The following is a 23,069-nucleotide window of genomic DNA, read 5'->3' as shown; positions in this document are numbered from 1 at the left end:
GCGCTGTAAGCCCTTTCTTGCACCATGCAACTTTCTTCTGGTTTTTATCAGGGTCACTTCCGCCGCGAATGGCATTCGTCGCTCATCGAGCAGATGCTCAGATAGAGGCGACAAAGAGCAACGCGGGAAAAGGAAGTCCCTTATTCTAGTGACGAGGTGAATGTGATGAGCGTATCCACTGCTGTTGAACAAACAGAGAACAACGCCCCGCTGCAAATTCTTGCCCCGGATGGTACGGTTGTTCGTCCTGACTTGATGCCTAAGCTCTCCGATGATGAATTACGTGAACTGATGCGTAAAATGGTATTTACCCGTGTGTGGGACCAACGCGCAATCAGCTTGAACCGCCAAGGTCGTCTTGGTTTCTATGCACCAGTAGCTGGTCAAGAAGCAAGCATGATCGGTTCCGAGGCTGCTCTTTCCAAAGAAGACTTTGTCCTGCCTAGCTACCGTGATATTCCACAAATGGTGTGGCATGGTTACCCTATGCACAAAGCATTCCTGTATTCCCGCGGACACATTGAGGGCGGCAAAATTCCTGAAGGTGTAAACGTATTGATGCCACAAATCATCATTGCGGCTCAATGTACACAAGCAACAGGTGTTGCAATGGGTTACAAGCTGCGCGGTGAAAAGAAAGTGGCGATCAACTACTTTGGTGACGGTGCGACTTCCCAAGGTGATTTCTACGAGGGTATGAACTTTGCAGGTGTATACAAGCTGCCTGTTATCTTCTTCTCCCAAAACAACGGTTATGCGATCTCTCTGCCGTTCGAAAAACAAACGGCTTCTGAAAATATCGCAGTTAAAGCAGTTGCGGCTGGTATTGCTAGCGAACGCGTTGACGGTATGGACATTCTCGCCGTTTACTACGCAGTTCAGCAAGCAAAAGAGCGCGGCGTGAATGGCGAAGGTGCGACTCTGATCGAAGCAATGACATACCGTTATGGACCTCACACCATGGCTGGTGACGACCCAACTCGCTACCGTACAGGTGAAGAGCAAAGCGAGTGGGAACTGCGCGATCCACTGATCCGCTTCCGCAAGTTCCTCGAAGCAAAAGGCCTCTGGAGCGAAAAAGACGAAGAAGCTGTGATCGAAGAAGCGAAAGCAGCTGTTGCGGACGCAATCAAGAAAGCGGACGAAACACCTAAGATGAAAGTTAGCGAACTGATCGATGTAATGTTTGAGACACTGCCGCCTGCACTCGAAGAGCAAAAGGCAGAATTCCTGGCGAAGGAGTCGAAATAAGCCATGGCACAAATGACAATGGTTCAAGCCATTACGGATGCAATGCGCGTAGAGTTGAAGCGCGATGAAACCGTTCTTGTCTTCGGTGAAGACGTAGGTAACAACGGCGGGGTGTTCCGTGCAACAGAAGGTCTGCAAGCTGAGTTCGGCGAGCAACGCGTTTTCGATACGCCGCTCGCTGAGTCCGGAATCGGCGGTTTGGCTGTTGGTCTTTCCGTAAACGGCTTCCGTCCAGTAGCAGAAATTCAGTTCTTTGGTTTCGTTTTTGAAACGTTCGATGCAATCGCATCTCAAGCTACTCGTATGCGTTACCGTTCCGGCGGTCGCTTCACGAGCCCAGTTACATTCCGCTCCCCATTTGGTGGCGGTGTGAAAACGCCTGAGCTGCATGCTGACTCTTTGGAAGGCTTGATGATGCAAACTCCGGGTCTGAAAGTGGTTATCCCTTCCAACCCGTATGATGCAAAAGGACTGTTGATCTCCGCGATTCGCGACAACGATCCGGTTGTATTCCTCGAGCACATGAAGCTGTACCGTTCCTTCCGTCAAGAAGTTCCAGAAGGCGAGTACACGATTCCACTCGGCAAAGCAAACGTAGTAAAAGAAGGTAGCGATGTTACCATCATCACCTATGGTGCGATGGTGCATACCAGCCTGAAAGCAGCAGAAGAAATCGAGAAAGCGCGTGGAGCAAAAGTAGAAGTAATCGACCTGCGCACCATCAGCCCACTCGATATCGATACGATCGTGGATTCTGTGAAGAAAACAAATCGTGCGATTGTGGTTCAAGAAGCACAAAAAACGTCTGGTGTTGCGGCAGAAATTATCACGCAAATCAACGAACGTGCGATCCTGCACCTCGAAGCACCAGTGCTGCGTATTACAGCACCAGATACCGTTTACCCGTTTGCACAAGCAGAAGATGTATGGCTGCCTGACGTAAAACGCGTAGTAGATGGTCTGACTCAAGTCCTCGATTTTTAATTGAGAAACGGACATAATGGCGGAAAAGTTGAAAGCTTTCCGCCTTCTTTTGGGAAATATAGGCTTACTACTATGGCGAAGTGTTATAAGGAGGAGATACTGTGAGTCGTTTTACATTCAGACTCCCGGAGCTCGGCGAGGGTATCCATGAAGGCGAAATTGTCAAATGGCACGTACAGCCCGGAGATTCCGTAGAAGAAGACCAAGTCATCATGGAAGTACAAAATGACAAGGCGGTAGTAGAAGTACCATCGCCTGTTAAAGGGAAAGTTATCGACCTGAAAGTAACTGAGGGTACGGTTTCTGTAGTCGGCGATCCACTGATCGAGTTTGACGTAGAAGGCGAAATTCCGAACCTGCCAGACCATGGGCATGGCGATTCCCACGCTGCTGAAGCGGCACCAGCGCCTCAAGCTGCAGACAAAATGGAGCCAGGCTGCGACATCGGTTCCCAAGTGAGTGCAAATGCGAACCAAACTCTTGAAACGCCAATGGCACAAGCAACTGCAACAGCAGTAGCGGCACCAATTGACCGTAAGCATGTGTTGGCTACACCTTCCGTTCGTAAATACGCTCGCGAAAAAGGCGTTCAATTGGCTAATGTACCTGGTACAGGCAAATTGGGTCGCATCACACGCGAAGACGTAGATCGCTTCGTATCTGGCGGAGCAGCAGCGCCAACTGCACAAGCAGTGGCAGCTACAGAAGTAACAGAGGCACCTGCAGCAGCTACAGGTGTAGCACAAGCAGCAGCGGCTCCAACCGTTCACCACACACCTCAAGCAGGCGAGCTGGAAGAGCGCGTTCCGCTGAAAGGTATGCGTAAAGCAATCGCGAAAGCAATGGTGAAATCTGCTTACACAGCACCACATGTAACAATCTTTGACGAAGTGGATGTTACAGCGCTTGTTGCTATGCGTAAAGATGCGAAGCCACTTGCTGAAGAGCGTGGTGTGAAGCTGACTTACCTGCCTATGATCGTGAAAGCTGTTGTAGCTGGTCTGAAGAAATTCCCAGAACTCAACGCTTCTATCGACGATGAAAAACAAGAAATCATCTTTAAAAAGTACTATAACATCGGTATCGCTACCTCGACAGAAGACGGCTTGCTCGTTCCAGTTGTGAAATCCGCTGACAGCAAATCCATCTTCCAAATCGCAGGCGAAATCGGCGAGCTGGCGAAGAAAGCACGCGACCGCAAAGCAACTGCTGATGAGTTGAAAGGTTCTACTTTCAGCATCACAAACATCGGTTCTGCGGGAGGTATGTTCTTCACGCCTATCATTAACTATCCAGAAGTAGCTATTCTGGGTGTTGGTCGCATTAGCGAAAAGCCGATTGTGAAAAATGGTGAAATCGCGGTAGGTCAAATGTTGCACCTGTCTTTGAGCTTTGACCACCGCTTGGTTGATGGCGAACCTGCACAGCGTTTCGTCAACTACGTGAAGCAGCTCCTCGAAAACCCAACGCTGCTCGTCATGGAGGGATAAGAGACAATGGTAGTAGGTGAATTTACTACAGAGGTTGACGTACTCGTAATCGGTGCCGGTCCAGGTGGATATGTTGCAGCAATTCGTGCCGCTCAACTTGGTAAAACAGTAGCTGTCGTGGAAAAAGCTGAGCTGGGTGGCGTGTGCCTGAACGTAGGTTGCATTCCTTCCAAAGCGATGATCCACGCTGCACACACATATGAGCACACGCAACATACAGAATCCATGGGTATCACCATGGAAAATGTAAAAGTGGATTTTGCCAAAGTACAAGAGTGGAAGAGCGGCATCGTGAAGCAACTGACTGGTGGCGTTGGCTCCCTTTTCAAAGGCCACAAAATCCAGGTAATCCCTGGTGAAGCGCTGTTCGTAAGTGAAAATGAAGTACGCGTGTTCCACGGTTATGATGTCAACCGTTATCGTTTCCAGCATTGCATCATTGCAACTGGTTCCCGTCCAATTGAGTTGCCTGCATTCCCGTTTGGCAAACGCGTAATGTCTTCTACTGAAGCGTTGTCCTTGACTGAACTGCCGAAGAGCCTCGTGGTAATCGGCGGTGGATACATCGGGATCGAGCTTGGTACAGTGTTCGCGAAGTTTGGTACAAAAGTTACAATTTTGGAAGGTTCCGATCAAATCTTGCCAGGATTTGAGCCAGACATGCCACGTTTGGTGGAACGCAAGCTGAAAAAGCTCGACGTTACCATCCATACAAAAGCATTGGCACAAGGAATGGAAGAGACAGAAAACGGCGTGATCGTGACTGCTGAAGTAAAAGGCGAGCAACAAAAAATCGAGGCGGAATACGTACTCGTTACTGTTGGACGCCGTCCGAATACAGATGAACTCGGTATTCGCGATATCGGCATGAACATGACTGACCGTGGGTTGATCGTTGTCGACAAACAAGGCCGCACAAGCATTCCTAACGTATACGCGATCGGGGATATCGTAGCAGGTCCTGCGCTGGCTCACAAAGCTTCCTACGAAGGTAAGGTTGCTGCTGAGGCGATTGCTGGTCATCCAGCAGAAGTGGACTACAAGGCGATTCCAGCGGTTGTCTTCTGCGATCCAGAAATCGCAAGCGTTGGAATCAATGAGAAAGAAGCAAAAGAAAAAGGCATCGATTACATTGTAGGTCGTTTCCCATTCGCAGCAAACGGTCGCGCTCTGTCTGTAAATGCAGGCGAAGGCTACGTGAAGCTGATTGCAGAAAAAGAAACGAATCTCGTATTGGGTGCGCAAATCGTTGGTCCTGAAGCTTCCAACATCATCGCTGAGATCGGATTGGCGATCGAAATGGGCGCAACACTCGAAGATATCGAGCTGACCATCCACGCACATCCAACACTGGGTGAAGTAACAATGGAAGCTGCTGAATTGGCTCTGGGTCGTCCGATCCACGTCATGAAATAGGAAGCGGGAAAAGCCTTGTGCCAGAAATGGGTACAAGGCTTTTTCTTCCACATCTTACCCTTTCCACCTGTTCTTAAATAATGTAAAATAGTGGGAGACAACGTTAGGTGGGGGCCTGCAGCATGGAAACAATGAGTAAGATGATTGATGACTTGCGACTAAGGCTGGAGCGCGCAGCGAAAGATTCAGGTTACAATTTTCTTGACCCTGAAATCGTGAGAATCAGCCAACAATTAGATAAATTAATTGTCGCACATATGCAACATGAAAAACGCCCTTCATGAGGGCGTTTTTGGTTGAGTGGGTACTCCCGAGATGGAATAAAGCAAATGAGCATTCCAGCCTTTTTTCGTAAGCACGGGTTCTTGGGCATAATAATAGCTCGGATAAAGAATGAGATGCTGTGCATCATAGCTAGGACCATTACTCGGACAGGTAAGCTGGTGAGTTTTCGTATCGTAGGTAATGGCGGGAGAAATGGATTGCAGATAGGTAGTAAGGGATTCGATTCCTTGTAAAGAGTAATAAATCCGTTCTGCTTCACGAACAAATTTTGGAGCAATCGCCTCCCAATTCGCCTCAAAAAATAGCTGCCAATAAGATGAAACGAACAGGCTGAAACGGCCTTTCACATAATCGGCATCCTCTTCTAAATCGAGAGCAACTGCAGGAGAATCGTGATGCAATATCCACTCCTCCAAGATCGGTTTGATGCTACGCAAAAAATGATCAGTGGGAAGTGTTACGAAGTACTCATATTGATCATCGACAGCCATCACGCCTTTTGTATGTAGGGGGTCAAATGAGTCAGGGATCCCATATCGAAAGAGGGGGACCAAATAGCCCCATTCTTTTAAAAGACGGGCAGACTCAAACTGCTCTAATTTTTCTTCGGTCCAAAAAGCAAATCGCTCGGGAGGTGTCTCTTGGGCGAGTGTATACAAACTGGCAGCCATCTCGTACAGCGGCGAAACACTATAGCTGATCAAATTGGAAAGAGGGCTATGGTTGCCCGGAAGTGGAATGGTGATCATCTTCACTTAACCTCCATCAAGGATACTAAATTTATCATAGTTCATCCTTGTGGGACAATTCAATCTTTTTCGATGTAAAAAAAAGGAAGAGTAAAGACACCCGACTGCAATGGAGCCGGGTGTCATTCATTATCCTTCTCGTGTTCGAATAGCGCGCGAATGATTTTGCTGCTTCACTTTTTTAGAGCCGGACTGGGGTTCGCCGGTCTGTTCCAGCGGTTGAGCTACATTATTGTAAGTTTGATGCGGATTTTCATCAAGAATATGGTCCTTTTCCATAAAATCAACTCCTTCTTTACCTAGTTTGGCGTAAACACATGATGACGAACCATAGGAAATGCTGGTATTCTATAATGAGGTTGTTCCAAACTGGTATGGTGAGGAAGCATGTCCACATTTAGAAGGAATTGATATGTTGTCAAAACTACAGAATGGCACGATACTGTTTATAGAACATAATATTTATTATGTAAACAATAAACGAGCTCTGCTGGTCTGGAAGGAGCGAGAACTATGCCGGTCTTAATCGCCCCCGTATTCAATTCAACAACAGCACAGCCCGTTCGGATCGATTTGCCTAATTCGTACACGCTCATATCAGGCGCAAAGAGGCCATATGAGATCGCGTCTCGTTTCTTGCGCAATGAGATGGACGAGAACAAGCGAACCTTTGATTTGCGTGTAGATCCCAGCAGTTTATTTTTAGTTGGGGATCACGAAGAGATGAAAGTAACGGATGATCGGGTGTGGATTGAAGAAATCGAAAGTAAGCTGAATCTAGCGTCCACAACAGGGACTTGTTCGATTCCTTACATCATCACAGTCAGTGGCAATATGTATGGCATTACGTATTTGAAACGATCACTTGATGGTGATAAGTACACATTTGATGATGAAACGGCTGACATTTTTTCTTCTTTAGTTGAACAGAAGCTGCCATCCCTTGCTTTTCGTCGCTATGCGCTCTCACTGGAGAAGAAAAACTACGAGGATCAGCTGTTGGATCTGTGGATTGCATTAGAATCATTGTTCGTTCCCGATGGCAAAAAAGGCGAGATTACCTATAAATTGCGTGTCCGAATGGCGTACTATTTTGGAGAAACCGCCTTGCAGCGTGAACGGATTGCACAGTTTGTAAAAAAATCGTACAATCATCGCTCAGAGATTGTGCATAGCGGCAAGCTGTTCGGTGACAAGCTGGCTACAGAAGTCACGATTCTGAGGGCGTTGACAAGAGCCGCAATTTTGAACATCGCCGGGGAAAGTGTCAACCTTCAAGAAATGCGTGTCCGGCTGGACGAATTGGTATTTACGGGCGAATCTTATGTGGCAAGGTACGCGCCTACTTTTTTTGAAAGAATTTTGTTGTAAGCCTCATAGAGGAAACAGATCAGGAGGAAGAATAGAGCATGAGTGTTTTGATTGTAGAGAATTTGTCCCATGGTTTTGGGGACCGTGTTTTGTTTCGTGATGTTTCTTTCCGTTTGCAACCGAATGACCGTGTAGGACTGGTAGGCGCAAATGGTACCGGAAAATCAACGATGATGGGAATTTTGACAGGCCAAAATTTGCCTGATAACGGTCGTGTTGAATGGATGCCCAAAATCGAATACGGATATTTGGATCAGCATACCAAGCTGCAAGCTGGTAAAACGATTCGCGACGTACTTAAGGACGCTTTCCTGCCGCTGTTAGAGCAAGAAGCTGAATTGATGACGATTGGTGAAAAGATGGCCGAGGCATCTCCAGAGGAACTGGAAGAATTACTGGAACGCATGGGCGAAATTCAAGACAAGCTGGAAACAAGCGGCTTTTATTTGATCGATGCAAAAGTAGATGAAATTGCCAACGCTTTGGGCTTGAGTGCAATCGGTTTGGAGCGCGATGTTGCCTCCCTCTCTGGTGGCCAGCGTACCAAGGTTCTTTTGGCAAAATTGCTGCTGGAAAAACCAACCGTTCTTTTGTTGGATGAGCCGACAAACTACTTGGATGAAGAGCATATCGTGTGGCTAAAAAACTACTTGAAGGAATATCCATATGCCTTCATGCTGATTTCCCATGACACGACCTTCATGAACGAAGTTGTGAATGTGATTTATCATTTGGAATTTACCAAGTTGAATCGTTACACAGGGAACTACGAATCCTTCTTGGCACAGTCTGAGATGAAACGCAGTCAGCACTTTGACGCATTTGAGAAGCAACAGGAAGAAATCGCAAAAATGGAAGACTTTATTGCGCGCAATAAGGCACGTGCGTCTACTACCGGCCGCGCGAAGAGCCGTCAAAAGCAACTCGATAAAATGGATCGCATTGACAAGCCGGAATCAGCAGCGAAACCTTCGTTTATCTTTAAGGAATCCCGGGCAAGTAGCCGTTTTGTCATCGAAGCTGAAAACTTGGAGATCGGATATTCACATCCTTTGCTGCCAAAGCTTAGTGTGAAGCTGGAGCGCGGTGAAAAAGTAGCGATTGTCGGCATGAACGGTGTCGGTAAGTCTACACTGCTGAAAACGTTGCTGGGCGTAATTCCTCCGCTGGGTGGAAAGCTGGAGAAAGGCGATTTCCTCCATCCGGCTTACTTCGAGCAAGAAGTAAAGGCGAAGCCAATTACTGCACTCGATGATGTCTGGAATGAATTCCCTTCCATGAATAACCATGAAGTTCGCGGGGCGCTGGCACGTTGTGGCTTGAAAAATGAGCATATCAATCGTAACCTGAACGCTCTGTCCGGGGGCGAGCAAGCAAAAGTTCGTCTCTGTAAATTACTGCAGCGTGAGAGCAACTGGTTGGTATTTGACGAGCCGACGAACCACTTGGATGTCGTTGCCAAGGAAGAGTTGAAACGCTCTTTGAAGGAATTCAAAGGAACCGTCCTTCTCGTATGCCACGAACCTGAATTTTATGAGGATTGGGTTACACAGACGTGGGATGTTGAGAAATGGAGTTTGGAGCAGGCAAAAACTCCGATTAAATTGTAAAAGCAAAAACAGGCAGCCACCCATTGGGTGAGACTGCCTGTTTTATTATGTGAGCGACGCATTTCGCATACGGATCACGGAAAAGTGCAGACTGAAGCTGAAAATTCGCAATGGCTGGGTCTTCACTATAGTGAAACAATTTGTCCAAGAATCTGAAACCTCCTCAAAATCACCCTAGCCGTTCTCTAAAAAACAGCCCACGCATTTGGCAAATAGCGGCCTCGATGATAGGGAGAAGACGTCTTCGTAATGGCCTCACCATTGTGCAGCATCATGGAACTGGAACCACCGTCCATGGCCATTGCTGTAATTACACCCCGCTCAGCCAGTATTTCCGCCATGTCGTTCATGCTTGCCCCGATGGAATGCCCGGGTTGGCGACCATCAATGACTGCAAATACAATCGTCCCGTCTTCTTTTTGTCCAATCGCGGTACGCGGTTGAATGCCCCAGCTTTTGGCAGGCTTTCCTTCAAACATATTTTTCCCGTTTACAATCAACTGCGGACGGAAGCTCACAGCGTCACGCACGCCCATTTTTACGAGTTGTTCAGCCGAGTAGCTGCCCGTAATCAGTTTACCGTCATAGGTAAGCCCTAGTGCGGTTTCTCCGCTTCTCGGGTTGTAGCCTTGCAAAATCTTTCCGTCGTGGATGACGACGCCGTAAGCTCGTGCTCCTTTGCCGTAACCGTCTGGGTCGGCGAATCCACTCGCATTGACGATCCCGATGGCTCCTGTTTTCTTTACAAACTCATCGAGCAAATCTCCACGGTCCTTGCGATTCGTGACGACGAGCCGTACTCTGCTCGGGTCGCTAATGTACATGATTTTTCCTTTAAAGTAATAACTGCCTTTCGAGACGTCAATTTCCTCAATCTCGATCAGCTCCTTTGGTTTCTCCGGAAGTGTGACGGTTACCAGATTCGATTTCGGCGGAATAGCTGGTCCTGTCGTGGCTGAACCTGTATCTTCAGAGTTGATAACGGTAGGATGTGTAATTTGCTCCTTTAGTTCTTTCAGTTTTTCATCGGGCAAAAATGTATAGGGGGCCCAGTAATCGTGCTGGGTTGTCAGCAAAGTACCTGCCGCCCATTCACGTAATTCTACTCCATTTTTCGTTCCAAATAAAAAAATAATTCCCAGTAGAGCTAAGGTTGTACAGGTTAAGGCAGTGCCGAGGATCCATTTCTTAACCCAACGCCATGGTCTTTTGCGCTTGGCTCGCTTGCGTGTGCGAGTGCGCGACAACGTCTCCATTCACTATTCACATCCATCTAACAAATTGTACTAGGGTTGTCATTCCTATATGAAGAGACGCATTACCGGGAAAAAGGTTTCAGGAAAATAATATGTGATCAGCCTGGTCAAAATAAGAACAGGAGGTGATAGGTGTGCGTGACTATGATGAGGCGTTTCAAAAGGAAGTAGAGGAGTACATGGAAAGTCCAAAAGGGACACGTAACCAAACCACCAGCCGGGACCGTCAAGACCAAGGTGAGAAGCAGGAAACCCGTTTCGATTCGAATAACGGGTAGAAGGAAGGTCAGGCGAAGTCCAATGCGGATTTCGCCTATTTTTATCTTTTTCTAAATGGACCTTACCCCACGAGGACTGGCTTACCTCTGTATTCTACCTGCAAAGTGTGGTAAGCTTACCCAATGCACGACTTTATGCCAGGAGGGTTTTTGTGAGCACCACGTTTGCAGATTTACAAATTAGCGCACCGCTGTTGACTATATTGCGAGAGCGAAAAATGGAAACACCGACACCTGTACAAAGTGAAGCCATCCCGTTGATTATGGCTGGTCGAGATGCCTTGATTGAATCACCGACAGGGACAGGCAAGACGTTTGCTTATTTACTGCCGATTTTATCGAAAATCAATATGGAGCAAAAAGATGTACAGGCCATTGTACTCGCACCGACGCATGAGCTCGTTGTTCAGATTGCGCGGGAAGCAGAAAGCCTTCTGCCAGGCAAGGACACGGCCGTGATGTCCATTATTGGCGGTGTCGATGTAAAACGCCAAATCGAGAGACTGAAAAAGAAGCCTGTATTGATTGTAGCAACACCAGGAAGACTGCTGGAGCTGATTGATCAGCGCAAGCTAAAGGTCCATGAAGTGAAGACGGTTGTTGTTGATGAGGCAGACCGTATGCTGGATGCGGGCTTTGGCAAGCCAGTCCAAGAGGTCATGAAAAAAACGCTTCGTGATACACAACGACTGTTATTCTCAGCGACAATCGCAGAGGAAGTCGTACATACGGCTGAAATTTTCACAAAAGATGCTGCCGTTATTCGCGCAGCAGCACCAGAAGGAGCTGCAGGGGTAGCACACATGTATTTGGTGACCGATCCACGTAAAAAGGTGGATACGCTCCGTCGTTTGCTGCGCCTCGTCAATGTTCGCTCCTCGATTGTTTTTGTCAATCAAATCGAAAAAGTGGACGAGATTGTTTCGAAGCTCAACTACCACCATTTGCCGTGCAGACTCCTGCACCGTGATGCTACGAAAGAAGAGCGTGCCCGCACCCTCCAACAATTCCGGGATGGGGCATTCCCGGTGCTGATTACGACAGATGTATCCGCACGTGGCATTGATATTCCAGGTGTGGAATGTATTGTGCATTACGATCCTGCATCGGATGCTGACACGTATATTCATCGCAGTGGCCGAACTGGGCGTATGGGGCGTGCCGGACTGGTATTTTCGATCATTACGACACAGGAACGATTCATTATTCAAAAATTTTCCAAGCAAACAGGCTTGCCGATTGCTGAAAAATTCATGACGCACGGAGCACTGGAAGATCCGCGTCCTGCAAGAAAGCCCGCACCAGCACAAAAGTCAGGAGCTCCAGCCAAAAATGCGAGCCCTGCCAAACGGAATCAAAATCGTGCACATAAGAAGGGCAGCTTTGGAACAAAGTAGGACAAGAAGTACACAACTTGTCTGCAGGAGGTTTCCATGCGCAAAGATCGGTTATATGAAGAGGATTTACTGGTAAATGGAACTGTTGGTGGAGAAGTTCTGACGAAACACGAACGACAAGTGCTGCGCCGGGAAGCAGGGGAACTGAAGGAAAAGATGGAACAGGCGAAACAAGAGCCGATTTCAGAATGAAGAAGAGCAGGGAGAATCCGTGAAGTCTACGGATGCCCTGCTCTTTTTTCCTGGTAGTGGATCAAATAGCGATCCAGCTCTTCTAGCCAATCCTGTACGCTTTTATAAGGGGCGTCCATTTGTAACAAACGGCGAATCATCATGCGAATGGAAGGAGATAAAGAAAGCTCTTCTTCCCAGCTTTTTTCAGGTGCGTCTGGTTCCGATTCATATCCGGAATAGAGCAAGAATAAAAAGAAATGTCCCAAAGCGTACAAATCACTGGAAGGAGCGACTTCTCGCTTCAATTGTTTTTCAGACGGGTAGGCGGAAAGAGCATCAGCCGTGTAAGTCGGGCGATCACCTACGAACCGAGCGAGGCCAAAATCAATCAAGTAAGGCTTGTCCTCTTTCCAGATGACGTTGGGGATCCGTACGTCACGGTGAATCACATTTTGTTCATGGAGGTAGGCCACGAGTTCTCCGATTTGGCGCATCCATTCGGCGCATTTTTTCTCGTCAGCCACGATGTTATGATCAAACAACATGTCTTCGAGTGTGGGACCTGCAATATAAGTCATGACCATAAACGAGTCTTGCCGATATGTGAAAGAATCCAGACAGCGAGGGATTTGCGGATGCGAGAGGGACATCAGCACCTTTTTTTCGTACGCTTGCATGGCTTCTCCTTTTGGTGTGTGACGCAGGCTTGGTTTCACTTGCTTCAGTACAACCTGATTACCTGTAGGGTTGTGCGTGGCGAGATAGGCAATCCCGTAGCTTCCCATCCCTAATACTTTTGTTATTTCATACTGTCCTGCCAGGTGGCCGGGCCGATATGGTTTATCGCGTATTGTTTCGTTCCACCATGACTTCATACGAGTCCACATTGTCTGATTTTCCCCTCCTCCTTTCATCTTATCATGATTTGAAAAAGCTGACCTTTTTTTCAATAGGTTTGCTATAATCAGTTCGTTACATGCAGACAGGAGCGAAGGGTATGAATTTTACAATTGACTGGTTATCCTTTTATCTGATGGAACAGCCTGAAGAAGAGGATGGCATAAAACAAGTGCGAATGACGCGCTATTTGGGCCATGATGAATATCAGAAGAGCGAGCTGAAAGATTTTCTCGATGGGGAATTCGCCCGGATTGCGAAAAGAAAAGTCGAGATGAATCCAAAGACAGAAGGCACGCCGACAAAACTGGGTCAATTTGTGCTGGAGCCTGGACATCCATTGGACTCGAACCCCAACTATGCCCTCTTGAATCGATTGTTGGCAGCGGAAACGCCAGGGGAGAGCAAGGAGCCCTGTCAGGAGTTGATTCAGTCGTATTTGCGAACCTCTCAGGTGAGAGGCGGGGTTATGATTGTAGTGCGGACGAGGCTCGATCTGATTGATGAGCGCTATGTCTTTATTTTAAAATGCGATTTCGAACAAAAAACAGCAGTCATCACAGATGAGAAGAGCCTCATATCGAATGTGCGCATGGCGATCAATGCCAAAAACATGAAATCGCTGATGTACCCGTATATGATCGAATCGGGGATGAATGATCCCTATCACGTGAAAATTCATCAGTTCTCCCACGCACGGTATTTCGAGGAGTTTCTGCGTTTTATCGAGTATCCGCAAACGATGACGCAGATCGTCTCTGAAGAAGTTATTTCATTGGCGAGACAGCACATCGAATATACGTACCCTGAAGCATCCGAAGAGCGGGTACGGGAAGAGGAAGCCATTGAACTCATTGCTGCAAGTCCTAAGCGGGAGCTCGCAGAAAAATGGGAGCATGAGACCGTGATGGAAGCGATGCAAATTATTACAGATCGCCAACCAGAGGTCGAACTGAAGTTCAAGCTGGATCATATGCAGATCCGTACATTATTGGCCGATTACGGTACCAACCTGCATATCGCGAAAGTAAACGGGCGTTATTTGGTATTATTAGAAGGCGAGCAGCTACAGTTCGAGCGTGGCATGTCTCCTGTTGAGTTTTTAAAGCCAAAAGCGTTGACGGACATCGTGAAAGAAATCGAAGAGCGAAGCCAAAACGTTGCGTATACACCGATGAGCACGCCAACGGAGGACGACGATAATCCACCTTGGTAATAAATGATGAAGGGAGTGATGGAGTTGGATCGACAACTGAAAGTAACCGGCCAAGAGCCTAACATTTATCCGGTATTGCGCCATGCCTCGATGATCAACAAGTACCCGGAGCGGTGGGTTGTGAAGGAACATACAGCAGATACGTATGTACTGTACGCACTGGATCAAGGGGAAGGCTACGCATTGATTGAGAAGCGGATGCTAGAGGAAGCAGGCTGGACGAGCGAGCAGCTTCATTCATACGCGATGGAAAACTTGCGAAAGCTCCCCTTTTCAGTAAAGTCACAAGAGGTAGGAGGTCAGCGCATCCATTTTATTAGTCCGACAGACGGCTATGCAGCAAGCCGAATTTTGCTGGATTCATTTCTGGCGGAGATGGATCAGAAAAAGCAAGGAGACGCGCTTGGTGTCGCGATTCCGCATCAGGATGTGCTGATTGTGGCGGATATGGCAGGAGAAGCTGGAGCGCATCTGTTAGCGCGTCTCACGTATGATTTTGCATCGAAAGGGCAAGTTCCGATTTCTGTCTTGCCTTTTTATTGGGAAGAAGGGGAATTGACCCCATTTCTCGTGGTGACGCACGACTCCGGTACGAAAATTGAAAGAAAGTAGAGCAAGCGCGGGAACAGGCTTCCCGCGTTTTCTATACGGTGCGAAAATCGGAGGAAACCCTCGAATGAATAATTTCATGATTGGTCAATATGGAGGCTCATGATCAGACAAGAGCCGAGGCATTTGAAAGGGTAGAGCGGGAACTGGCGTTTATGTCACTCATTCAGCCAACCTATGTCTTATTCCATTATCCAAAGCCTGTCATTTTAGACGATCGCGTCGACTGGAATGTGTGGCGTTTTCATGATTGTCGAGATTATGTATGGGAGCAAGCCTACTCGGAAGAAGGGTGGGCTCCGATTGAAGACTACCTGACGATCATCAGAAAGGAGAACCCACATGTAAAGATTATGTTCGAGCATCGTTCCGACCTAGTAACAGACGGGCAACTGGAGCGTTGCTATCGTTGGGTAGAGCAACTCTTATCTGAACCTGATGAATCCACGTCCAGTAATAATTCAATATAGCGTCCGGCATCTTGAATGAGCCAGTACGGGTACCTGGGGCCGTGTATGTACAAGTCTGTGGCGGTCACGAGCATGGTCTTCACCCGTGTTTTATCGCCCATCATTTGCGCGCATACCCCCATCGTCATCCAAGGGTATAAATCACCAGTCTGAAACGTATCAAAATGCGGGAAAGCGTCTGTGATCCTTTGGTAAAGCAGCGAGGCCGTGTTGGCATCTGTCATGCTGTAGACAATCGGAAACGCTTGGGAAGTGACGTCCGGGTACCATTTTCGCCAGCCGGGGTACGTACGATCATACATGGCATACGACTTGCGAATTCGACTGTACATCCCACTGATACCGAGCTCACAGGCTTTCGCACGTGAAGCCGCTTCCTCGGCAGCATTCACATCACCGGTTAACGAAAATAAATACGAAGCATCTGCCAGCCCCTTGGCCACCTCGCAATTGTCCATCAAATATTTAACCCGATACGAATGCTTTGCCCAAGTCAAACCGTCTTTCTGTTGAAGGCGGGCAACTGCTTGGAGTAGGGACAAGAGTGTAGCGTGGTTGGCATGCAGCCAATCTATACGCCCCGTTGCCCGTATCCATTCTGCAAGCAGGCTGAAATAAGTGGTGTGGTAGCTATCTTCGCTATCATTTGTGCCGGTATCGATTTCTCTGCCCTGTTCAAGACGAAAATCATTGATGTAGCCGTTCGCATTCAGGTTTTGCAAATACCAATCGAGATGACCGCGAACAGCCTCTACCTCCTTCATTCGGATGAGGGAAATAACACCCAGGTTGGTAAAGTAAGGATTGATTTGATCACGTTGGGGGCCGAGGCGAAAGGTACCGCTCGGCAATTGGCAGGATAGCAAAAAACTTGTTTGATTCAACGCCATTTCTTGCATCCATTTTTCCATGGGACTGATCTCCTCTCCAAGCTACGTGATTGCTGAGACGAGTTTGACTCCGTATTCGATCCATTGCAGTGAACGCACATAAGAATCACTGTCGATGGTTGGCAGTGAAGCGGGTTCTTTCACGACCTTGTGCCATTTTTCATCTCGAAACCAATCTACCCCATCTGCCGGATCGTGTCCATAATCAGCCCATGCATCTTGAAGACGTGGGCTGTATATCCGCGGACTTCCTTCTAGCAACTCATGTCCATCCAAGCGTAGTTGGTACTCACCTTCTGTGGTGGAAGGTGGATGATGAGGTGTGAACAAATGCGGCCAATAATCTGCTCGTGAGCCTGTATGAGGAATACGAGAGCAGTAGGATAGTATTTTCTCGAAGCGAAAACGCTCCCCAAACAATTGGTGGTACAACGACTTTCCGACCTGAATGCGGTTTCTGACATCGGGAAAATGATGAACATTCAACCCGATCAAGCTGAGTCGGCGGTCAGTAGGGTGCGCTTTATAAGGAATGAGCACTTGATTCATCGAGAGAGCAGATTGGGCGACGAAAGCAAACGAAGCAAAAATATGATTCAGGGTAAACGGCTTCTGTACGACACGCTGTTCGATATATTGCTGCTCATTGACGATGAGTGCATGTGTAAGGTTCGCACTGTCTTTGGATACGAGGAACTCTTGCCAATACGGTTGCATAAAGACTGAAACACCAAGTGGCGCCAAAAGGTTGGTTAAATCTGTCCCCGTTCGTTTCATCTCCGCATACAGAAGTAATTGTGGATAGGCATCGTGAAAAATCAGCCAGTTGCATCTTTCCAAAAACCAAAAAAACGGCTCGATTGCTTGTGCATCCATGATAAGCGGTAGCCATTCTCCTTTTAAATCGGTCATGTTCCACCCGCCATTTCGTGAGACCAGATGGGCCAATAATGCCCAGTGAACCTCTTGGTGCTCGAGATAAAAGGCGAGGTATGCTTGTGTGCGGGTCACATTGTTGCGATTGGCTTTGGCTGTTGCTTGTCTGATTTGAGCAACCAAGTGCTGCTCGGCTATTTTCGTTGCTGTCTTATCTGTCATCGGTATGGGTGCTCCTTGTTGTTTTTCACATGGAAAAAAGCAGGTCTACTGGGCGACCCGCTTTTTATTCAACCAATCATTTCTAGTACGAGAAGCCGAACGAGTAGTTTTTCCTTGGCTTCCTCCCACGTATTCGCAAAAATGACAACGTGCTCCGATTGGAACTCCGTTTCCGCGACAAAAATCCCATCTTGTTCGTAGATATTCATAGATGATCGTCCTTTCTGCTGCCTTTCAAGCATTGTATGCTATCATGTAAGAGATGATGCATCCAGCATGCTGGAAAATCATGAGAAGGGTGGCACCAAATATGATAGTAAAAGTGACAAAAGAAGCAGTAGAACGCATAGCCAATACGGACAAGCCCATTCGGATCAACGGTGAGCTAGTCGGTGGCTGCGGGATGAATGTAGAGTATGCGCTGTGGTGGGATACCCAAGGTCCAGAAGATGAAGTCTACCAGGTCGATTCTTTGACGTTTCTGATAGATCGCGAAACGATCACCTATATCGGGTCTGATGTGCTTACGATTGATTATCGTGCGCAGCAAGGCTTCCGGATGGTCACGCCACAGCAAATTTTGGCTTATGGCCTTCAACTGAAAGATCGCTGGACCTAATCACTTCGGGAGAAATTGCAAAATAAAGGCGAGAATCCCTGCTGCAATTAAAGGACCGACTGCAACACCGCGGAAAAAAGTGACACCAGCGATTGTCCCTAGCAGAAGGCCAGTCACGATCAATGGATTTTGGGTCATCAAGGCCGTTCCTTTTCCCGCCAGGTAAGCCACAAACATACCGATGGCGACAGCCAGTAACGAATGCCAATTCGTAAAAATCTCCAAGATGGACGAAGGATTGATCTTGCCGCTTGCCAACGGGGTCATGATGCCAATCGTCAATATAATAATCCCGAGCTGTAATCCATGCTGCTCGAGCAGAGGGAAATATCGTTCCAATGACAGGAGCCTCATTAAGAGAAGAATCGCAACTGCAATGGAGACGGTGGCGTTGTTGCCGACGACACCGAGCGCCAGTAATACCAAAAGGATGATAGAAATCCAGTCCATAAGCGGGTTGGCTCACTTTCGTTTTTTTTAGTATATCCATACTGCTGCGGCATGTGCCCGGGCAAGAAAAAAGAGATCGGCATGCACAAGAGTGCGAGTGCCGATCTCTTTTTTCTAGTCGAACCACAGTTCCAGCATTCCTACTGGAAAACCCGTCTGTTCATCCGAATCAGGGAAACGTCCCCAAGCAAAGACGCCGTTGAAATAGTCGATTGTAAATGGCTGATCATAATCAGGCACGCTGTATTTGCTGCCGATTCGGAACTCACCCGTTCCTAAATAGTACGATTTCGCCATAAAGTACTTTTGTGTAATGATCGCAAGCTGTGAGTGATCACCAAGCTCCTTTTTCTCTTTCGCTTCTACGTGCAGGCGCTCCATTTCCTCCTGCAGCTCGGCGAGTGTCATCTGACTGTACAAACGCAACGGACTGCCCCCTTTCCATACAGGTATATTGTAGCAAAAGACAAGGGAAAAGGCGATGGATGCAGAATCCTCTAAGGAAACGAAAGGGGAGTCGTTTCGAAAATGACACGTTTTGATTTGCATGGAAAAAAAGCAATCATCACAGGTGCGGGCAGAGGAATTGGGAAGGCACTTGCGTTGGGAATCGCAGAAGCGGGTGCACAGGTTGCGGTGGTCTCGCGAACAGCTTCCGACTTGCAAGAGGTGGTATCGGAGATTGAAGCAAAAGGCGGACTGGCTGTTCCTGTCGAGGCTGACTTGACTGTGTCTGATGCAGCGGACCATGTTGTGAAGCAGGCAGTCGAAGGACTAGGGGGTGTTCATATCCTGATCAACAATGCAGGAATGAATATTCGCAAAAAAGCTCATGAGGTAACGGAAGAAGAGTGGGACAGGGTAGTGGATTTGAATTTGAAAGCAGCGTTTTTTATGAGTCAAGCTGCAGGCAAGATCATGTGCGAGCAGCGCTATGGAAGAATCGTCAATATTGCTTCGGTCGCAGGTGTAGTAGCACTTCGTACGGGTGTCGCGTATGGTGCCAGCAAAGCAGGGCTCATCCAGATGACGCGGGTGCTGGCATTAGAATGGAGCAAGTTTGGGGTCAACGTAAATGCGATCGCGCCGTGGTATTTTCGTACGCCATTAACGGAGAGCTTGCTTAGTGACGAAGCGTTCGTCCAAGAGGTATTGCAGAGAACGCCAAGTGGCCGCATCGGGGATGTCGAGGACTTGGTAGGACCAGCGATTTTCTTGTCCTCTGATGCCGCTTCCTACATATCCGGTCAAACGCTTTCGGTTGATGGCGGTATGTCTATATACGGATTTTAATAAAAAAAGGGGCATTCCCACGTTGGGAATGCCTAATTATTGGGGGCGATTGAGAAAAAGAACGACTGATTGTTCTATGACTGGTTTGCTCTCACCCAAAACAGTCAATCAATCAAAGCTATTAGCGTAGGCATACTCAGATTGAATAAACGATCTAAACATGCTTACGTTAAAAAGTCATCCAAAGAAGATAATCGAACTTTTTCTCAATGCGTTGAAAAAGTGCTTACACCTACAACATAGCAAGCAAAAGTAAAACATCCATTAAATAAAAATAAAGTATTATTAAATCTTTTTCGGGAAGTAGCGCGTTAACGAGCAAAACGATGGTTACCGATCTCAACCGTTACAGGACGTGACCAAATCCACTTGGAAGTAGCCGTATCCGGGTTAAAGAAGTACAGGGAACCGTTGCTTGGATCCTTTCCATTGACCGCGTCCTGGACCGCTTTTCTCGTACTCTCATTTAATTTATGTGTCAAATTGCCGTCATGGACAGGCGAAAACGCATTGGGAGCATAAATAACCTCCCGTACCGTATTTGGAAAATTATCTGAAGCAACCCGATTCAATACAACGGCAGCAATCGCTACCTGTCCTTCATACGGTTCTCCCCGGCCTTCCGCATACACTAACCGGGCGAGCAGTTCCATATCCCTCTCCGAAACTTTCACTTTTCCATTCCGAACCACTTTTGGACGACTATCACGACTAACCTGCACAGACTTGCGTTTTACTGCTGCAGCAGATGTGGTTGGTGTCTTTTCCTTCTTCGAAACTTGTTCCGATGGCGCCGTTGCACTATCGAGAACAGGGAGGATTTGTATTGGTTGTGGTGCCATTGCACTTGTCGGTGTGACAAATAAGCATAACAGCATCAAGCCAAAACTGTTCAAAAAGAAGAAAAAGCGCGTTGGCGCTTCACGTGTCAACATGGTGTGAACCACTCCTTTTCGCTCTTTGCGTTTTGATTGCGGAAGCGAATCAGGTCTTTTGCAAGTCTAGCGGTCTGATCGGAATGGTTCAAGAGGTAATTGGTACCATAGAACTATTTACAAAATGATTCGATTCATGAAAGTGCTTTCATAAACAGATGTTTCCTCGATAAAAAAAGCCACTTTCCTGTTGAGAAAGTGGCTTTCGTGTGCAGTTTGAGCTTATTTTTCCGTAATCGTAATGGTTTTAATGGTAATCGTTTGCTCAGGAACACTTGGTTCCCCCGTTTGTGGGTTTTTCTTTACTTTTGTTCCGGCAATTTTTTGAACGATATCCATACCACCCGTGACTTTTCCGAAAATCGTGTAGTTCGGAGAGTTGTCCAATCCTGTCACGTCAGGTCCAGAACCAATGAAGAATTGGCTACCATTCGTGTTTTTACCAGAATTCGCCATGGCAACTACGCCTGGTTCGTATTTATGACCATTTTTCAATTCGTCTTCAAACGTGTAGCCAGGGCCACCCATGCCATTACCCAATGGATCACCTGTTTGAATCATGAAGTCTTTCATAACGCGGTGGAACGTGATGCCGTCATAGAACTTGTCCTTTGCGAGGAAAACGAAGTTATTGACAGCAATTGGGGCGTCTTTTTCAAACAGATCGATCGTGATGTCTCCCATGGAAGTAGAGATTTTCGCTTGATAGTCCTTTGCTTTGTCAATCTGCATAGCCGGAGCCTTCTCGTATTTCTTCTCTCCGGTTGGACCCGGTGGGTTAGCTGGCTCTTTGGATGCTGGTTTCTCTGCTGGCGTAGTCGGCTGATTAGGAGCGGCTTCATTGCTTCCTGTAGAACAACCCGTAACCAAGGCGATTGCCGTCAGACATGTGAACAGAGTTGTCATCATCTTTCTCATCTTATGCACCTTCCTTTGTTTCATACTGTTGGGTGGTTCGGTTTCGAATTATAACACAAATAGTCGAGCTTTTGCCAATCCGCTAGTTTCCTTTCCAATCTCGCGTGGTATGATTGGGAGAAAAGGGTGATCAATGTGGCAGAGCGATTTGAGACCAAAACGGTACATATCGGACATGATCCTTTGCGGGGAGTAAAGAGCAAAACGACACCGATTTTTCAAACCTCTGTTTTTGCCTTCGAAGGCTTGGAAGAAGTAGAAGCGTACTACGTCGGCGAAGGAGAATATTTGTACACCCGAAATGGCAATCCGAACCAAGCTGAGCTGGCTCATGCTATCGCTGTTTTAGAAGGTGCAGAAGCAGGTGTCAGTGCTGCCTCCGGTATGGGAGCGATCATGGCTGGTTTACTTGCTGTTCTTTCCCCTGGGGATCACGTGCTGGCTTCCCATGAAATTTATGGCGGTACCTACGCTCTTCTGCACAAGGAGCTGTCGCGATTTGGGATCGAGCTTGAGTGCATCCAGCTTGGTCGAATGACAAAGCTTGCTGATCATGTTCGCCCAACGACGCGGCTGTTTTTCGTGGAGACTATCACCAATCCGCTATTGACTGTGGTAGATCTACCTTACTGGATCAAGGAAGCAAAAAGTCTTGGCTTAACCGTCATGGTGGATAATACGTTCGCGACTCCGTATTTGGTACAACCCGTATCATTTGGAGCAGATCTCGTGGTACATAGTGGAACCAAATACATTGGGGGACATAGCGATGTGACGTCAGGTGTTCTGGTTGGATCACAGGCGACGATCAAGCGTGCCACTGAGATCGTAGCCAATTACGGTGCATCGCTCAGTCCTTTTGAGGCCTGGTTGACATCGCGCGGTTTGAAAACATTGGCAGTGAGAATGGAGCGTCAATGCGATAATGCCAGCCAGATCGCTGCGTTTCTTCGTGCTCATCCTGCAGTTGGACGAGTGCATTACCCAAGTCCTACAGATACCTTCTTTTTTTCAATGCAAAAACAGGGAGCAATGGTATCCTTTGTTCTGGCAGAAGAGACGAAGATTTACGACTTTTACCGGGCGCTTGACTGGATCAAGCTGGCTCCGTCTCTTGCAGGTGTGGAGACGAGTGTATCTCATCCAGTTACGACGTCCCACCGTGCTTTTTCTGAAGAGCAGCGCAAGGAAACGGGAATCACGATGGGACTGGTACGGTTATCGGTCGGAATTGAAGCTGTTCAAGACATTCAGATAGCATTAGATGCCGCATTAGGGAAATAATTCAAAAAACTTTGCCACATTATGAAACTTTCTTCCTAAGTAATACGTATTACTTAGTTAGAGTAGTCTCAGAATGCAGTGGAGAAAGTCCATTCTGAGAACATGCTTCAGTCTGGAAGAAACCGAGGA

At 47.5% G+C, this 23,069-nt stretch carries 28 protein-coding genes; 16 read left to right on the top strand and 12 right to left on the bottom strand.

The window, feature by feature from the left end:
* Positions 1–165: 165 nt before the first annotated feature.
* The 5 genes from pdhA (at position 166) to FO446_RS16405 (ending at position 5,425) form a co-directional block, all read left to right on the top strand.
* Complete coding sequence (gene pdhA, locus FO446_RS16425; RefSeq protein ID WP_015891588.1) at positions 166–1,251, top strand: pyruvate dehydrogenase (acetyl-transferring) E1 component subunit alpha; 1,086 nt, start codon at positions 166–168, stop codon at positions 1,249–1,251.
* Between the two features lie 3 nt (positions 1,252–1,254).
* Positions 1,255–2,235, top strand: a complete 981-nt coding sequence (locus tag FO446_RS16420; protein WP_047067643.1) for an alpha-ketoacid dehydrogenase subunit beta — start codon at positions 1,255–1,257, stop codon at positions 2,233–2,235.
* A gap of 101 nt (positions 2,236–2,336) precedes the next feature.
* On the top strand, positions 2,337–3,725 hold the full coding sequence (locus FO446_RS16415) for a dihydrolipoamide acetyltransferase family protein (RefSeq protein WP_173607898.1): 1,389 nt from the start codon (positions 2,337–2,339) through the stop codon (positions 3,723–3,725).
* Positions 3,726–3,731: 6 nt separating this feature from the next.
* A complete protein-coding gene (gene lpdA, locus FO446_RS16410) occupies positions 3,732–5,141 on the top strand; it encodes a dihydrolipoyl dehydrogenase (protein WP_016743458.1) in 1,410 nt (469 codons plus the stop codon).
* Between the two features lie 122 nt (positions 5,142–5,263).
* Entirely contained in the window at positions 5,264–5,425 is a 162-nt protein-coding gene (locus FO446_RS16405; RefSeq protein WP_173607897.1) for an aspartyl-phosphate phosphatase Spo0E family protein, read from the top strand.
* Here FO446_RS16405 and FO446_RS16400 read toward each other — a convergent pair.
* Positions 5,420–6,175 carry a hypothetical protein gene (locus tag FO446_RS16400; RefSeq protein ID WP_173607896.1) on the bottom strand — a complete coding sequence of 252 codons (756 nt, stop codon included), beginning with the start codon at positions 6,173–6,175 and terminating at the stop codon, positions 5,420–5,422. The two genes, FO446_RS16405 and FO446_RS16400, sit on opposite strands and share 6 nt — an antisense overlap.
* Positions 6,176–6,304: 129 nt before the next feature.
* Complete coding sequence (locus tag FO446_RS16395; RefSeq protein WP_173607895.1) at positions 6,305–6,454, bottom strand: small acid-soluble spore protein P; 150 nt, start codon at positions 6,452–6,454, stop codon at positions 6,305–6,307.
* Between the two features lie 234 nt (positions 6,455–6,688).
* Between FO446_RS16395 and FO446_RS16390 the strand changes: the two genes are divergently transcribed.
* Both FO446_RS16390 and FO446_RS16385 read left to right on the top strand, forming a co-directional pair.
* Positions 6,689–7,546, top strand: coding sequence for a HEPN domain-containing protein (locus FO446_RS16390; protein WP_173607894.1), 858 nt, complete (start codon positions 6,689–6,691; stop codon positions 7,544–7,546).
* Positions 7,547–7,584: 38 nt separating this feature from the next.
* On the top strand, positions 7,585–9,156 hold the full coding sequence (locus FO446_RS16385) for an ABC-F family ATP-binding cassette domain-containing protein (protein ID WP_173607893.1): 1,572 nt from the start codon (positions 7,585–7,587) through the stop codon (positions 9,154–9,156).
* Here the strand turns inward: FO446_RS16385 and FO446_RS16380 are convergent.
* Positions 9,146–9,304, bottom strand: coding sequence for a hypothetical protein (locus FO446_RS16380; protein ID WP_221868630.1), 159 nt, complete (start codon positions 9,302–9,304; stop codon positions 9,146–9,148). The genes FO446_RS16385 and FO446_RS16380 overlap by 11 nt on opposite strands.
* Before the next feature lie 37 nt (positions 9,305–9,341).
* A complete protein-coding gene (locus tag FO446_RS16375) occupies positions 9,342–10,412 on the bottom strand; it encodes a phosphodiester glycosidase family protein (RefSeq protein WP_173607892.1) in 1,071 nt (356 codons plus the stop codon).
* Positions 10,413–10,546: 134 nt separating this feature from the next.
* Here FO446_RS16375 and FO446_RS16370 point away from each other — a divergent pair, with 134 nt between their 5' ends.
* From FO446_RS16370 to FO446_RS16360, 3 genes are all read left to right on the top strand, one after another.
* On the top strand, positions 10,547–10,690 hold the full coding sequence (locus FO446_RS16370) for a hypothetical protein (protein WP_162837736.1): 144 nt from the start codon (positions 10,547–10,549) through the stop codon (positions 10,688–10,690).
* A 152-nt stretch (positions 10,691–10,842) separates the two neighbouring features.
* A complete protein-coding gene (locus FO446_RS16365) occupies positions 10,843–12,087 on the top strand; it encodes a DEAD/DEAH box helicase (protein ID WP_173607891.1) in 1,245 nt (414 codons plus the stop codon).
* 36 nt (positions 12,088–12,123) lie between these two features.
* Positions 12,124–12,279 carry a hypothetical protein gene (locus FO446_RS16360; RefSeq protein WP_173607890.1) on the top strand — a complete coding sequence of 52 codons (156 nt, stop codon included), beginning with the start codon at positions 12,124–12,126 and terminating at the stop codon, positions 12,277–12,279.
* Between the two features lie 26 nt (positions 12,280–12,305).
* On the opposite strand, the gene FO446_RS16355 is transcribed toward FO446_RS16360, so the two are convergent.
* Entirely contained in the window at positions 12,306–13,136 is an 831-nt protein-coding gene (locus FO446_RS16355) for a serine/threonine protein kinase (protein WP_237898532.1), read from the bottom strand.
* A gap of 122 nt (positions 13,137–13,258) precedes the next feature.
* On the opposite strand from FO446_RS16355, the gene FO446_RS16350 reads away from it, so the two are divergent.
* The 3 genes from FO446_RS16350 (at position 13,259) to FO446_RS16340 (ending at position 15,453) form a co-directional block, all read left to right on the top strand.
* The gene (locus tag FO446_RS16350; protein WP_172142372.1) at positions 13,259–14,374 is read left to right on the top strand and encodes a DUF3900 domain-containing protein; all 1,116 of its coding nucleotides are present in this window, start codon (positions 13,259–13,261) and stop codon (positions 14,372–14,374) included.
* An 18-nt stretch (positions 14,375–14,392) separates the two neighbouring features.
* Positions 14,393–14,986 carry a DUF1444 family protein gene (locus FO446_RS16345; RefSeq protein ID WP_173607888.1) on the top strand — a complete coding sequence of 198 codons (594 nt, stop codon included), beginning with the start codon at positions 14,393–14,395 and terminating at the stop codon, positions 14,984–14,986.
* 89 nt (positions 14,987–15,075) lie between these two features.
* Entirely contained in the window at positions 15,076–15,453 is a 378-nt protein-coding gene (locus FO446_RS16340; protein WP_237898530.1) for a hypothetical protein, read from the top strand.
* Here FO446_RS16340 and FO446_RS16335 read toward each other — a convergent pair.
* The 3 genes from FO446_RS16335 to FO446_RS16325 all read right to left on the bottom strand — a co-directional run bounded on the left by FO446_RS16335 (position 15,387) and on the right by FO446_RS16325 (position 17,650).
* Positions 15,387–16,364: a hypothetical protein gene (locus FO446_RS16335; RefSeq protein WP_221868628.1), complete on the bottom strand. Its 978-nt coding sequence runs from the start codon at positions 16,362–16,364 to the stop codon at positions 15,387–15,389. The two genes, FO446_RS16340 and FO446_RS16335, sit on opposite strands and share 67 nt — an antisense overlap.
* 21 nt (positions 16,365–16,385) lie before the next feature.
* The gene (locus FO446_RS16330) at positions 16,386–17,441 is read right to left on the bottom strand and encodes a DUF2515 family protein (protein WP_237898528.1); all 1,056 of its coding nucleotides are present in this window, start codon (positions 17,439–17,441) and stop codon (positions 16,386–16,388) included.
* A gap of 68 nt (positions 17,442–17,509) precedes the next feature.
* Positions 17,510–17,650 carry a hypothetical protein gene (locus FO446_RS16325; protein ID WP_007718846.1) on the bottom strand — a complete coding sequence of 47 codons (141 nt, stop codon included), beginning with the start codon at positions 17,648–17,650 and terminating at the stop codon, positions 17,510–17,512.
* A gap of 101 nt (positions 17,651–17,751) precedes the next feature.
* Between FO446_RS16325 and FO446_RS16320 the strand changes: the two genes are divergently transcribed.
* Positions 17,752–18,060: an iron-sulfur cluster biosynthesis family protein gene (locus tag FO446_RS16320; protein ID WP_237898527.1), complete on the top strand. Its 309-nt coding sequence runs from the start codon at positions 17,752–17,754 to the stop codon at positions 18,058–18,060.
* Here FO446_RS16320 and FO446_RS16315 read toward each other — a convergent pair whose 3' ends face one another.
* Both FO446_RS16315 and FO446_RS16310 read right to left on the bottom strand, forming a co-directional pair.
* Entirely contained in the window at positions 18,061–18,510 is a 450-nt protein-coding gene (locus tag FO446_RS16315; protein ID WP_173607883.1) for a DUF441 domain-containing protein, read from the bottom strand.
* Positions 18,511–18,624: 114 nt separating this feature from the next.
* Positions 18,625–18,936 (bottom strand): YfhH family protein, encoded by a 312-nt coding sequence (locus FO446_RS16310; RefSeq protein ID WP_047067608.1) that lies wholly within the window; start codon positions 18,934–18,936, stop codon positions 18,625–18,627.
* A gap of 102 nt (positions 18,937–19,038) precedes the next feature.
* Between FO446_RS16310 and FO446_RS16305 the strand changes: the two genes are divergently transcribed.
* Positions 19,039–19,803, top strand: a complete 765-nt coding sequence (locus tag FO446_RS16305) for an SDR family NAD(P)-dependent oxidoreductase (protein WP_221868625.1) — start codon at positions 19,039–19,041, stop codon at positions 19,801–19,803.
* A 311-nt stretch (positions 19,804–20,114) separates the two neighbouring features.
* On the opposite strand, the gene FO446_RS16300 is transcribed toward FO446_RS16305, so the two are convergent.
* A complete protein-coding gene (locus FO446_RS16300; protein ID WP_221868624.1) occupies positions 20,115–20,738 on the bottom strand; it encodes a cell wall hydrolase in 624 nt (207 codons plus the stop codon).
* Positions 20,739–20,960: 222 nt separating this feature from the next.
* Positions 20,961–21,656, bottom strand: coding sequence for a peptidylprolyl isomerase (locus FO446_RS16295; RefSeq protein WP_173607881.1), 696 nt, complete (start codon positions 21,654–21,656; stop codon positions 20,961–20,963).
* Positions 21,657–21,782: 126 nt separating this feature from the next.
* Here FO446_RS16295 and FO446_RS16290 point away from each other — a divergent pair, with 126 nt between their 5' ends.
* Entirely contained in the window at positions 21,783–22,940 is a 1,158-nt protein-coding gene (locus tag FO446_RS16290) for a trans-sulfuration enzyme family protein (RefSeq protein WP_173607880.1), read from the top strand.
* Positions 22,941–23,069: the final 129 nt, after the last annotated feature.

This window comes from Brevibacillus brevis (assembly GCF_022026395.1).
Taxonomy (GTDB): Bacteria; Bacillota; Bacilli; order Brevibacillales; family Brevibacillaceae; genus Brevibacillus.
This window is presented reverse-complemented; position numbering and strand designations above follow the sequence as displayed.